The sequence below is a fragment of the Paenibacillus sp. PsM32 genome (assembly GCF_030433815.1).
GTDB lineage: Bacteria > Bacillota > Bacilli > Paenibacillales > Paenibacillaceae > Saccharibacillus > Saccharibacillus kyungheensis.
This window is the reverse complement of record NZ_JARUWY010000019.1, coordinates 37,729-51,158: the sequence shown is the minus strand read 5'-3', so window position 1 is coordinate 51,158 and position 13,430 is coordinate 37,729. Positions and strand designations below refer to the sequence as shown.

11 protein-coding genes and 1 tRNA gene are annotated in these 13,430 nt (G+C 38.3%); 8 read left to right on the top strand and 4 right to left on the bottom strand.

Features of this window, described 5'->3' with window-relative positions; all coding sequences use genetic code 11:
• The first annotated feature begins 969 nt into the window (after nucleotides 1-969).
• From guaB to QCD85_RS22305, 8 genes are all read left to right on the top strand, one after another.
• A complete protein-coding gene (gene guaB / locus QCD85_RS22340; protein ID WP_273614342.1) occupies nucleotides 970-2,427 on the top strand; it encodes an IMP dehydrogenase in 1,458 nt (485 codons plus the stop codon).
• Nucleotides 2,428-2,911: 484 nt separating this feature from the next.
• A complete protein-coding gene (locus tag QCD85_RS22335) occupies nucleotides 2,912-4,333 on the top strand; it encodes a D-alanyl-D-alanine carboxypeptidase family protein (RefSeq protein ID WP_373462013.1) in 1,422 nt (473 codons plus the stop codon).
• Nucleotides 4,334-4,550: 217 nt separating this feature from the next.
• Nucleotides 4,551-5,432: a pyridoxal 5'-phosphate synthase lyase subunit PdxS gene (gene pdxS / locus QCD85_RS22330; protein ID WP_273614343.1), complete on the top strand. Its 882-nt coding sequence runs from the start codon at nucleotides 4,551-4,553 to the stop codon at nucleotides 5,430-5,432.
• 15 nt (nucleotides 5,433-5,447) lie between these two features.
• Nucleotides 5,448-6,029, top strand: a complete 582-nt coding sequence (pdxT, locus tag QCD85_RS22325) for a pyridoxal 5'-phosphate synthase glutaminase subunit PdxT (RefSeq protein ID WP_301263909.1) — start codon at nucleotides 5,448-5,450, stop codon at nucleotides 6,027-6,029.
• A gap of 207 nt (nucleotides 6,030-6,236) precedes the next feature.
• Entirely contained in the window at nucleotides 6,237-7,520 is a 1,284-nt protein-coding gene (serS, locus tag QCD85_RS22320; RefSeq protein ID WP_301263908.1) for a serine--tRNA ligase, read from the top strand.
• Between the two features lie 89 nt (nucleotides 7,521-7,609).
• Nucleotides 7,610-7,698 (top strand) — tRNA-Ser (locus QCD85_RS22315).
• A 346-nt stretch (nucleotides 7,699-8,044) separates the two neighbouring features.
• The gene (locus QCD85_RS22310) at nucleotides 8,045-8,869 is read left to right on the top strand and encodes a YitT family protein (protein ID WP_273616210.1); all 825 of its coding nucleotides are present in this window, start codon (nucleotides 8,045-8,047) and stop codon (nucleotides 8,867-8,869) included.
• A 212-nt stretch (nucleotides 8,870-9,081) separates the two neighbouring features.
• On the top strand, nucleotides 9,082-10,173 hold the full coding sequence (locus tag QCD85_RS22305; protein ID WP_273614346.1) for a hypothetical protein: 1,092 nt from the start codon (nucleotides 9,082-9,084) through the stop codon (nucleotides 10,171-10,173).
• Nucleotides 10,174-10,256: 83 nt separating this feature from the next.
• Here QCD85_RS22305 and QCD85_RS22300 read toward each other — a convergent pair whose 3' ends face one another.
• The 4 genes from QCD85_RS22300 to motA form a co-directional block, all read right to left on the bottom strand.
• Entirely contained in the window at nucleotides 10,257-10,853 is a 597-nt protein-coding gene (locus tag QCD85_RS22300; protein ID WP_301263907.1) for a GNAT family N-acetyltransferase, read from the bottom strand.
• A gap of 21 nt (nucleotides 10,854-10,874) precedes the next feature.
• The gene (gene tadA / locus QCD85_RS22295) at nucleotides 10,875-11,363 is read right to left on the bottom strand and encodes a tRNA adenosine(34) deaminase TadA (RefSeq protein WP_273616211.1); all 489 of its coding nucleotides are present in this window, start codon (nucleotides 11,361-11,363) and stop codon (nucleotides 10,875-10,877) included.
• A gap of 278 nt (nucleotides 11,364-11,641) precedes the next feature.
• Nucleotides 11,642-12,484 carry a flagellar motor protein MotB gene (gene motB / locus QCD85_RS22290; RefSeq protein WP_273614348.1) on the bottom strand — a complete coding sequence of 281 codons (843 nt, stop codon included), beginning with the start codon at nucleotides 12,482-12,484 and terminating at the stop codon, nucleotides 11,642-11,644.
• Nucleotides 12,477-13,295, bottom strand: a complete 819-nt coding sequence (gene motA / locus QCD85_RS22285; RefSeq protein ID WP_273614349.1) for a flagellar motor stator protein MotA — start codon at nucleotides 13,293-13,295, stop codon at nucleotides 12,477-12,479. Before motA ends, motB begins: the two co-directional genes overlap by 8 nt.
• Nucleotides 13,296-13,430 lie beyond the last annotated feature (135 nt).

Here is a 13,430-nt window from a genome sequence, read left to right as displayed (position 1 = left end):
ACTTGGACCGCAGGGTCCTGGGAGAGTAGGACGTTGCCAAGCAACGCGCAAGACCCAAAAGAGCGATTCCTGATTGTAGGATTCGCTCTTTTTTTGTGTATAAAATTGTGTGTAAAGGCATCTAAACCATAGTGTTGGAATAAGTCTGGTGAACGGGGTAGAGGGACAGGTGTAGGGATAGATGATTTACTGCTGTTGATGTAGGCGAGGAATATACAAAATCTGGTGGCTGGATCGCTTCGTTTGATGAGTCGTCTGGCGAGTCTTTCTAACTTTCTTCAAGTAGTTTTTTAGTGGGCGTTCCTTCGTCTCTCTAAAAAAACGTTTCCGATACCCGCGCTCACGTTCCATTATTTCTATGTACTGTTGATGCTCCGTTCTCTCTACTGATTGGCTCTGCCTAAATGCTGTCTTTCTCTTCCCCTAGTGCCATTTATGATTTCCTGATAGTACATTACATATATATTAGTAGAGTTCTCTGTTTTTCTACTTTAGGCTTGTTGGATAGCTTTCCTTAGGTATTTTTACTTTGCTTTTCTAATTATGTTTATTTCTATCAGCTTTCTGCTATTTAAGGAGGAAGATTATAATTATTTGCGCTATCTCTTATCATCTATATGCATACTCATTAAGCTAAATATAAAAATATTATCATTTTATAATCTATATACAGCTAGAAAAAATAAAAGTATAAAAAAACCTTTTTTGCATCATACTTATATTTCTTTTCCTTGATAAATAAGGAAAAACGTAGGTGAATGTCTCTACTAGGTGGACATTCGTTTGCGAGGAGAAATCAATTGTAGATAATACTTTAACATTCTTGACAGTCTGTAATACGCTTTGCTAAGATTGCAATAATATATTTTCAGAAACTAATGCAGAAACTCATTTTCAGCTATTTTAACGCCTTATTTGTGTAAGGTTTTTTTATTATAGAATAAAAAAGAATAAGGGAGGAACATCCTTGTGTGGGAAACAAAATTTGCTAAAGAGGGACTAACATTTGATGATGTATTGTTGGTACCCCGTAAGTCTGAAGTTTTACCAAAAGAGGTAAGTGTTGCTACAGTTCTTAGCAAGCACGTGAAATTAAATATTCCTTTGATCAGTGCAGGAATGGATACAGTAACCGAAGCAGCTCTAGCTATCGCTATGGCTCGTGAAGGCGGTATTGGTATCATTCACAAAAATATGTCTGTAGAACAACAAGCAGAAGAGGTAGACCGTGTAAAACGTTCTGAAAGTGGTGTTATCACGAATCCATTTTCTTTGACACCGGACAAAAAAGTATCTGATGCTGAAGCAGTAATGGCGAAATATCGTATTTCTGGTGTACCTATCGTAGATGAGAATAATGCATTAGTAGGTATTATTACTAACCGCGATCTTCGTTTTATTCATGATTACAATATTGATATTACAGAAGTGATGACTAGTGAGAAATTGGTCACTGCTCCTGTAGGAACTACTTTACAAGAAGCAGAAGTATTATTGCAACAACACAAAATCGAGAAATTACCTTTGGTGGATGAGAATAATATTCTTAAAGGTCTTATTACGATTAAAGATATTGAAAAAGCTATTCAATTCCCTAATGCAGCTAAAGATGCTCAAGGACGTTTGTTAGTAGGTGCGGCTATTGGCGTATCTCAAGATTCGTTTGTACGTGCCGAAGCATTAGTAAATGCAGGTGTGGATTTGTTAGTAGTAGATTCAGCTCATGGTCATCATATTAATATTTTGGATGCTGTACGCAAACTACGCTCGATGTTCCCTGAACTTACTATTGTAGCGGGTAATGTGGCTACTGGTGAAGCAACTCGTGATCTGATCCAAGCAGGAGCTTCTGTCGTTAAAGTCGGTATTGGCCCAGGTTCGATCTGTACAACACGTGTTATTGCAGGTATTGGTGTACCGCAAATTACAGCGATCTATGATTGCGCAACAGTAGCTCGTGAATATGGTATTCCGATCATTGCAGACGGCGGTATCAAGTATTCTGGTGAAATCACTAAAGCTCTGGCCGCTGGTGCGGATGCTGTTATGTTAGGAAGTCTATTTGCTGGAACAGAAGAAAGCCCGGGCGAATCTGAAATTTATCAAGGTCGTCGCTTTAAAGTGTATCGTGGTATGGGTTCTATGGCGGCAATGAAACAAGGAAGTAAAGATCGTTATTTCCAAGATGATGATAAAAAGCTTGTTCCTGAAGGTATTGAAGGACGTGTCGCTTATAAAGGACCTTTATCTGAGACGATTCATCAGTTGATTGGTGGTCTTCGTTCTGGTATGGGTTACTGTGGTACAGGGGATCTAACTGAATTACGTAATGATACTCAATTTATTCGTATTACAGGTGCTGGATTACGCGAAAGTCATCCACATGATATTCAAATTACAAAAGAAGCTCCTAACTATTCGATGTAATTGCGTTTATTCTATAATGTAGCTTTGTCTAAAGCTACATTATAGATATAAATAAGCCAATATAAGCAAAAGAATGAAGATTTTATAGCTTCTTCTTTTACATTTTAATTGACGTTTAGACAAGCTTGTGATTTTAAGACAAGCTTGTCTTTTTTTGCGTTTAACCGTATGTTAAAATGAGAAAGTCGTTGTGATATTCGGTAATTTTCGGTATATACCTCTATATGGTGATACATAATGACCAAGAACAAGAAATTGTAGAGATTTATACGAATTTATTGGATTGTATGACTATTTTTGAATTTAATTTAGGTTAAATTGTACCGTTCATATAACTGTAAGCTACTTATTTGGAATAGACTCCTAATAAGGTCTTGGTATATTCACACATACCAAGTTTATTTTGAATTGAATTGCAATCAAGTAGTAGGTAGTCTTTGAACAATATTCACATGCTTAAACATTTGAGGGGAGCATCAGCACATTGAAACGCAACAAATGGTTAGAAAACGGAATTTGGAATAAGTCGAAACGTCAAATGGTTACAAAAGGAATTACAGTTATTATGGTGGCAAATATGTTCTGTATGGCGGTTATTCCTACAGTTACTATGGCTGCGGCATCTGCTACAGATTCGAAGAGCACCACTACAGACAGTAAATCTACACCAGCTACTTCAAATGCTACAGGCAAATTACCTACTGCTGAATCACTTGGTTTGGATGTAAAATCGGCTGTCTTAATGGAAGCTTCTACAGGTAAGATTTTATTGTCTATTAATGCAGATGAAGCATTACCACCTGCTAGTATGTCCAAAATGATGACAGAATATCTAGTATCTGATTATGTCAAACAAGGTAAAATTAAATGGGACGATGTAGTAACTGTATCTGAAAATGCTGCTGCTCAAATCGGATCACGAGTATTTTTGGCTAAAGGCGACAAGCATACAGTACTTGATCTTTATAAAGCGATGGCTATAGGATCAGCAAATGATGCTTCGGTAGCGCTAGCAGAATTTATTGGTGGAACAGAACAAGACTTTGTAAAAATCATGAATGAAAAAGCAAAAGAATTTGGCATGAAAACTGCTCATTTTGCTAACTCTACAGGCTTAGATATTGCAGATATGCCTGCTGCAACAAGACCGGATTCAAATCAAGAAACGATCATGTCCGCAATGGATACTGCGTTGTTAGCTCAACATATTGTAGATGATCATCCTGATTTTAACGATGTTACTAAAATTCAATCGTTCAAATTCCGTCCAACCGATAAAGATCCGGTTGTCAACTGGAACTGGATGTTAGAATCGAATGCTTCGATCACTAACTTTAAAGCTTATGCTTATAAAGGATTAGACGGTCTAAAAACAGGGCATACGAATGCAGCCGGTCAATGTTTTACAGGTACAGCTGAGCGTAATGGTATGCGTCTAATTAGCGTCGTAATGGGTACAACTTCTGAACCTGAACGCTTTATTCAAACGAAAAAGATTCTTGATTATGGATTTGATAATTTTGAAGTCAAACAAGTAGTTGGTGCAAAAGCGGCTGTATCGGGTCTTGCTTCTCTGCCAGTTGTAAAAGGTACAGCGAAAGAAGTTCCTGTTGTCACAGATGCAGCTGTCAATGTGGTTGTTCCTAAAGGGACAGCACCTAAAAATGTTACGTATACTGTAGCAGCGGCAAATGAAGCAACACGTACAGCACCGATAGCAGCAGGTAAAGCATTAGGAACGATTACGTACACGTATAAAGATTCCAATATGCCAGAAGATCAAGTTGAAACGGTAAACTTGATTGCCGCAGAACCTGTAGAAAAAGGTAGTTGGATACGATTATTTTTCCGGGCTATTGGTGATTTGTTCGTTGATTTATTCGATTCCGCTAAAAATATGTTTTAATACCTAAAAGTTGGCTGATTGCAATATAGATGATCCTATCAAATGTATTGTATATTCAATAGCTCTACTGTAAAATGATGAGTTAGATTCTGTCTCAAATTTAACGATGAATTTGAGACGTAAGCATCCAGTTATTTATGATTCCTTATGGAGTATAAATAGTCTTTGTAATCGAAGAATAATCTTATGTTATATATCGAATTCAGGGGGCATGAACATGGAAACCGGTACATCCAGAGTTAAAAGAGGTATGGCAGAAATGCAAAAAGGCGGCGTCATTATGGACGTTATGAATGCAGAGCAAGCTAAGATTGCAGAAGCTGCTGGTGCTACAGCAGTTATGGCTCTTGAACGTGTGCCTTCTGATATTCGCGCCGCTGGTGGCGTAGCTCGTATGGCTGATCCAACGATCGTAGAAGAAGTTATGAAAGTTGTATCAATTCCGGTAATGGCTAAGTCTCGTATCGGTCATTATGTAGAAGCTAAAGTATTAGAATCCCTAGGCGTAGATTATCTGGATGAGAGTGAAGTTTTGACTCCAGCGGATGAAGTGTTCCATATTGATAAACATGAATTTACAGTTCCATTTGTGTGCGGTGCTAAAGATTTGGGTGAAGCTCTTCGTCGTATTGGTGAAGGTGCATCAATGATCCGTACCAAAGGTGAGCCAGGAACAGGTAATATTGTAGAAGCTGTTCGTCATATGCGCTTTATCAATAGCCAAATTCGTAAAGTAACGAATATGTCTAAAGATGAGTTATATGCTGAAGCGAAAAATCTTGGTGTTTCTTACGATCTATTGGTAGGTGTACACGAAGCAGGTAGTCTTCCAGTAGTTAACTTTGCAGCAGGTGGAATTGCAACTCCAGCAGATGCAGCATTGATGATGTATTTGGGAGCAGACGGAGTATTTGTTGGTTCTGGTATTTTCAAATCAGATAGCCCTGAGAAATTCGCACGTGCTATCGTTGAAGCAACTACACATTTTGATGATTATAAATTGATTGCAGAAGTATCCAAAAACTTGGGTGCTCCTATGAAGGGTATCGAAATCTCCAAATTGGCTCCTTCAGAACGTATGCAGGATCGTGGCTGGTAAGAAAGAAGGTAGACCATGAAGATTGGTGTATTAGCATTACAAGGTGCTGTTGCAGAGCATTTGAAAAGCCTTCAACTGGCGGGTGCAGAAGCGATCCGTATTAAGCGTATCGAGCAATTAGAAGAGATTGATGGATTAGTAATCCCTGGTGGGGAAAGTACTACGATCGGTAAATTGATGCGTAAGTATGGATTTATCGAAGCGATTCAGCAATTTTCGGAGCAAGGAAAGCCACTGTTTGGAACGTGTGCAGGACTGATTGTATTATCAGAACGAATTGCCGGGCAAGATCAACCTCATCTTTCTTTAATGGATATGACCGTTTCACGTAATGCTTTTGGCAGACAACGTGAAAGCTTTGAAACCGATCTGGATGTGGTTGGAATTGACGAACCGATTCGTGCAGTATTTATACGCGCTCCTCTTATTCAAGAAGTTGGAGAAGGCGTACAAGTATTGTCTACGTATCATGATGAGATTGTAACAGCAAGACAAGGGCATTTGTTAGCTTGTTCTTTTCATCCAGAGTTAACAGATGATTATCGCTTGCATCAGTATTTCGCAGACATGGTGCAAGAGTACGTCTCTCATAAGTAATCGCATGTTGTAATTAGCTAGATCGTTTAAATACATTACACCTTAACTCTTGGCAGCTTCTGTGATTAGGAATTTCTCCTGATACAGATGGCGGCAAGTTCTCACTTGCCCGGTATAAAGCGTTCACTCTTTTTGTAAAAGAATGAAGCTTGACGGCGGAAAAGAGAACCAGGAGTTAAGGTTATTTTCATTAGGAGGGGTTTATTGATGTTAGACGTAAAGATATTACGTAATGACTATGCACGTGTAGAACAAGCATTACAAAGCCGTGGCAAATCGTTAGATTTAATCGCAGAATTTCCTGCACTTGATTCCAAGCGTCGTGAATTATTACAAGAAACAGAATTACTTAAAAATCGCCGTAATGTGGTATCAGGTGATGTAGCTAAACGTAAAAAGAACAAAGAAGATGCCGAAGAATTAATTCTTGAAATGCGTGAAGTATCTGATCGTATTAAAGGATTAGATGAAGAGATTCGTCAATTGGAAGCACAAATCGATATGATGATGTTATCGATTCCTAATATTCCGCATAGCAGTGTACCTATTGGTGCTTCTGAAGACGATAATGTAGAGATTCGTCGTCATGGAGAACCACGTGAGTTCGCATTTACTCCAAAAGCACACTGGGATGTTGCTCAAGATCTAGATATTATTGATTTTGAAGCGGCTGCTAAAGTAACAGGTTCACGCTTTGCTTTTTATAAAGGGTTTGGAGCACGTTTAGAACGCGCACTGATTAACTTTATGATGGATCTGCATAGCAGTGAGCATGGATATGAAGAAATTCTACCTCCATATATCGTAAACAAAGATAGCCTTGTAGGTACAGGACAACTTCCTAAGTTTGAAGAAGATTTGTTTAAGCTAAATGATACGGAATATTATCTTATTCCTACAGCAGAAGTACCGGTGACCAATTATCATCGTGAAGAGATTTTGCCAGCCGATCAATTACCAAAACATTACGTAGCATATAGCTCTTGTTTCCGTTCTGAAGCAGGTGCTTCGGGTCGTGATACTCGTGGCTTGATTCGTCAACATCAATTTAACAAAGTTGAAATGATCAAAATCGTACAACCAGAGACATCTTATGATGAATTAGAAAAAATGACAGCCAATGCAGAGCGTGTATTGCAGTTATTGGGTCTACCTTATCGTGTACTTGCTCTATGTACAGGGGATATGGGCTTCACAGCTGCTAAGACGTATGATTTGGAAGTATGGTTGCCTGAGAGTAATATGTACCGCGAAATCTCTTCTTGCTCGAATGTAGAGGATTTCCAAGCACGTCGTGCCAATATCCGTTTCCGTCAAGATACGAAGAGCAAACCTGAATTTTTGCATACGTTGAATGGATCAGGATTGGCTGTAGGCCGTACGGTTGCAGCGATTCTAGAGAACTATCAACAGGAAGATGGCAGTGTCATTATTCCTGAAGTATTGCGTCCATATATGCGCGGAGCAGAAGCAATTACAAGCAAAAAATAATTTTTTAAATCTTTTTTTATAAAAAGCTTGTCAAATCTTAGAATCCATGATATGATATTTATGTTGTGCAAGATTGATAAAGCTTTTCTGGAGAGGTACCGAAGCGGTCATAACGGGGCGGTCTTGAAAACCGTTAGGGGGCAACTCCACGTGGGTTCGAATCCCACCCTCTCCGCCATATATTTAAATCCAAGTCGTTCCTTTACAGGAGCGGCTTTTTTGTTGTTCATTGATAAGCTATAAGTATTTTTATACTATCTGCATTTGATTTTTGTAGGACAACCAACTATTTTATGTCATAATAAATAGTGACTACTCTGATATATAGATTATGGACTCCTGATCATATGGTATGTGGTCATTTCACCCATTATCATCTACTGCAAGAAAAAGATGTTACCAAACTCTATATCTCTACGTACATAAGAATAGGAGGACATACCATGGTAGATATGAATCAACCTCCCGATTTATCCACATTCGTGCCGATCAAGCACGGTAGACGGTCTTTGAAAAGTACAGTGATGCGTACATTGCTTATCGTGCTCGGTGCTATGATTGTAGCTGTCGCGTTAGAGCTGTTTCTGGTTCCTAACAATATTACAGATGGCGGAATTACAGGCATATCTATTATTTTGTCCTATATCACAAAGTGGCAATTAGGTCTGTTTCTATTTGTAATTAATATTCCGTTTTTGATTATTGGTTATAAGCAAATAGGTAAAACATTCGCTTTGTCTACTTTGTTAGGTATAACTGTGATGTCGATAGGCACATTTTTATTGCACCCTGTAGAAGCATTTGTAAAAGAAACCGTACTTGCTTTTGTATTTGGAGGTATGTTTCTCGGATTAGGCACAGGACTTGTACTACGTTCTGGCGGATCATTAGACGGTACAGAGATTGTAGCAATCTTATTGTCGCGACGGTCTATTTTTTCAGTAGGCGAGATTGTTATGATTATCAACGTGTTTATTCTATGCGGAGCAGGTTTTGTATTTGGCTGGGATCGAGCAATGTATTCTATTATTGCGTATTATATTGCCACCAAAGTGATCGATATTACAATTGATGGTCTGGATCAATCCAAGTCCGTATGGATTATAAGTGATCGTATTCAGGATATCGGAGATGCTATTATTCATCGTCTGGGACGAACAGTCACCTATCTGTCCGGTGAAGGTGGATTTTCCGGAGAAGAGAAGAAAGTCATTTTCTGTGTAATCACCCGCTTAGAAGAAGCCAAGTTAAAAGAAATTGTGAATCATTTTGATGAAACCGCATTTATGGCTGTTGGTAATATCCATGATGTTAAAGGTGGAAGATTCAAGAAAAAAGATATCCATTAACAAAGTGTAACTTCATTTTCCAGAATGTATGTTATGTTGGTAAAAGCTTCATCGTCAGTATATTCGTAAAAAGTAAGTATTAATAACCAATTTTGAGTTTTTGTATTTCAAAATTAGCTAAAATGGGTTATTATGTATGCTGGCTTTATACCTGTCGTATTTTGAAAATGAAGTAAAACTTCATCGCTGTAAAAAAAGAGAGGGGTAACAAAATGAAAAAAAGAATGACACTTGGGCTGTTAGTTATGCTCATGATACTTACAGTTGCACTTGTAGGTTGTACAAAGAAAGCTGAACCGAAAGAAGCGGTAAAGGCGGCAACAACCAACGCAGCTAAAATGACATCTTATGCAATTGCAACTAAGTTGAAAGTAAATGAATTATCTTTTACTACTGCTGATGGCAAAGCTACAACAGATGCTCAAAGTGCACAAATCGCAAGTTTACTTAAAAATGCAGAATTTAACGTAACAGGGGTATATCAAGGTGACCCTATGCAAACAGAATTGACGATGGAGTTGAAATTGAGCGGCGATATGGCAATGACATTTACAGTGCCTATGGTTATGACTCAAGAAGTTCTGTATATCAAAATTCCACAGATTCCAATGTTGGCTTTGCCTGATACATTAGTAGGTAAATTCTTGAAATTGGATCTAAAAGAATTGGCTGCTCAACAAGGTCAAGAATACAAACCTTTAAGCCCTGCTACAACACAACAATTAACTCAAGACTTGTCTAATGCAGTGTTAGACAAATATGACCAAGCTAAATACTTCAAAGATGTAGATACAAAAGATGCTGCGCTTCCTGAAGGTGTAGATGCAAAACAAGTAGTTCAATTCGCAGTAACAAATGACAATGCTAAAGAAGCAGTAACAATCTTCGTAAAACAAGCCTTGCCAGCTGTATTGGATGTATTGTCTAAAGAAGAATACCGTAATGCTTTGAATATCAAACAAACAGATATTGATGAAATGAAAAAAGAACTTCAATCTGAAGATTCTCAAAACAGCTTCAGCAAATCTGTCAACGAATTGGATAAATATTTGACTCTAAACCAATTCCATATCAATACAGCAATCAACAAAGATGATTTCCCTGTATATCAACAAATGGTAATGGATGCTGTATTCTCTGATCCTGATACTAAGCAGAATGTGAAATTGTCTGTAGATGGTAGCAGTCAGTATTCCAAAATCAACGAAAAACAAACATTTGCTATTGGTATCCCAGCAGATGCTGATGTTGTAACAATGGATGAATTCCAAAAACAAGTTGGTTCCATGTACGGTGGTAACTAATCATTTGGTAGCAAAAAGCTCACTGCTTATACGCAGTGAGCTTTTTTTATGTGTGAAATCAATCTAGATACCAGTCAGTTTAGTTATAATGTAGAAGTATCTGCTGTAGAATCTGTTGAGAGACGCGTAAATTCTTCTTCTAAAATCGAAAACATCTGGTGGTCTTCCCACTGATCGTTGATTTTGACCAACTTGCGTGCAATTCCTTCTGCTTGAAAGCCGCATTTCTCCAGTACACGCCTTGAAGCAATATTATGAGGCAAAATACCTGCTTGTACCCGGTGAAGCCCTAGAGAGCGAAAAGCGTACGCTAAAAGCAATTTTACACCGCCAGTCATATACCCTTTACCTTGAAAACTAGAATCCATAGAATAACCGATGTCTGCAAATTGACCTACACCGCGTACTAGATGTGTCAAAGATAACGTACCTCGTAACTCATGATCTTCTGAAGAAAATAAGCCAAACAGATACGCTTTATCTTCCCATGCTTCCTGTTGTCTGCGATAGATCAAGTCCAATTGACTAGGAAGTGTAAAAAACTCATTGGGATATCTCGGTTCAAAGGCTTGATTGGCTTCACGACTATTGACTCGTAACTGGAGAAGGGCAGAAGCATCCTCTGGCTCAAGTAAACGAATATAAAGACCTAATGTACGATCAGACAATTCTAGCGACATACAACCCCTCCTTATACAGAATTATGATTGTAACGGTTTGCGCTTTTTGAGTCGCAAGCGTAGCTGTTTGAAAAAGTCAGTTAATAGTAACGCACATTCAGGTTGCAATATATCTGTAATGATCTCTGTACGATGGTTAAATCTAGGTTCTTGTAGCAGATTCATCAATGTACCAGCACAGCCTGCTTTGGGATCTACAGTTCCGTAGACTACAGTTGGTACACGACTCTGTACAATCGCCCCTGCACACATCGGGCAAGGTTCTAAAGTAACATAAAGGGTACAATCTAATAATCTCCAGGCGCCCAATGTTTCACTTGCCTGTCTAATCGCTATAATTTCGGCATGAGCAGTAGCATCGAATGAAGTTTCACGTAAATTATAACCCCGGCCAACGATCACATTATCTTTGACTACAATCGCTCCGATCGGTACTTCACCGAGCTGTTCAGCTTTGCGAGCTTCGGCTATCGCTTCTCGCATCCAATACTCATGTACTTCTTGAGAAATAATAAACCCAACCTTTCACTGTGGATACTTTCTTTACTTGTACATCGAACAGATATTCGTTGTTAACACGTTGTGGATAGAACTGTGGATAACTCTTGAAAAACGAAAATGATACCGTTTTAGCGGAAAAAGTTGTGGATAACTATATTTAAATGATAAAAATTAGCCCGTATTCTATTTTAGGCAAACTATTGTCTATTTTCAATCTATCGTTATTATTTTGAAATAAAAAAGAAACTTTAGAGAGATCTCTAAAGTTTCTTTTGTTAGTTTGATTGTTATTTACCGTTGTTCGCCATAGATTGAAGTGTAGGATTCACATCTTCGTCTACATACTTACGAATAATCGATACTTCTACCCGGCGATTTTCTGCACGTCCTAGATTAGTAGAGTTACTAGCCACAGGTCGATATTGTCCATATCCGATTGCACTGAATTTACGAGGATCTAATTTGTTGTTTAACAGTAGAATTTTCATAAAGTTGAGTGCACGGTCTGAACTTAGATTCCAGTTCGATTCATATTGCGAGTTCGAGATTGGAATATTGTCTGTATGACCAGACACGATAATATCGTAATTCGGGAATTGTTGCAAAATATTAGAGATCGATTTGGCTAGTATACGAGATTCTGGTTTTACGGTAGCTCGTCCAGAAGCAAATAACGTATTATCACTGATTGTGATACTTAATTGAGATTGATTGAGCTTGGTAGCTAACTGCTGGCTCAATCCATTGTTTTTGATATAACTATCTAATTGTTTTTTTAGTTTTTCTAAATTTTCTTGTTCTTGCTGTTTGAGTTTTTCACGTAAACTTTCTCTGCTTTTTTGAGTATTGTCTGCCGGTGAAGCCGCAGAAGCAGGTGTTTCATTATCGTCGGATTTAGGTGTTTGTCCGCTGGTTTCTTCCATAGCATTTTGATCCAAAACACCTGTACCACCGGTGAACGCTGCATTCATCGCTGCTGCCATTTGTTGAAATTTGGATGCATCCAATGAACTCATAGCAAATAGAGTAATAAATAATGCTAGCAAAAGGGTCATTAAGTCAGAATAAGGAAGCAACCAACTTTCATCTGGGTGTTCTTCATGAGGCTCGTGTCTACCTTTTTTACTCACTGGCTACCGCCTCCCCTACAGCCCCACCGCTACTTTCTTCGCTGTTCATTTTTGCATTTTCAGTAGGTGTTAAGAACACAGCTAATTTCTGGCTAATCGCAATAGTAGATACACCGGATTGAATAGATAGTAAGCCTTCTACCATCATTAATTTAACTTCTACTTCAGCTTTGGATAAACGTTTAAGCTTCGTTGCAATAGGATGCCATAATACATAACCACTAAAGATACCGAGCAATGTTGCCATAAAAGCCCCTGCAATCGCATGAGAAAGCTTTTCCAAGTCAGTCAAATCCGCCATCGCAGCAATCAGACCTACTACCGCTCCAAGTACACCCAGTGTAGGAGCATACATACCTGCTTGTGAGAAAAGAAGTGCACCTGAACGGTGACGTTCTTCTGTCGCATTAATATCTTCCATCAATACATCTTGTACAAACTCTTGATCATTACCATCAATAATCATACGCATTCCGTTACGAAGGAAAGGATGATCAATTTCTTCGACTTTGGATTCCAATGCAAGTAGACCTTCACGACGCGTAATAGAAGCCCACTCCATAAACATACCTACTAGATCTTTTTTGTCCATTAATTTTTGTTGAACAAAAACAACTTTGAACAATTTGCCAAGACGTTTAACTTCATTCATTGGAAAAGCCATAAAGATTGTTGCTGCTGTACCAACAAAAATGATGACATAAGCAGCCGGGTTATTAACCAGATTGATAAGGGGGGCACCTTTTAGAAGCATACCGAATATAAGTGAACCCAAACCAAGTATTAGACCAATAATTGTTGAAATTTGCATAATACACCTCGTCCGTGAGTATATAGTTTATCTCTCTCATCATCCACTTCCATGTAATGATGTGTTTTCCAAAAACATCTGATACTCTTTTATCGACAAGATATGCTGCATTGTTAAGAGTTTTTTAGTGTATAT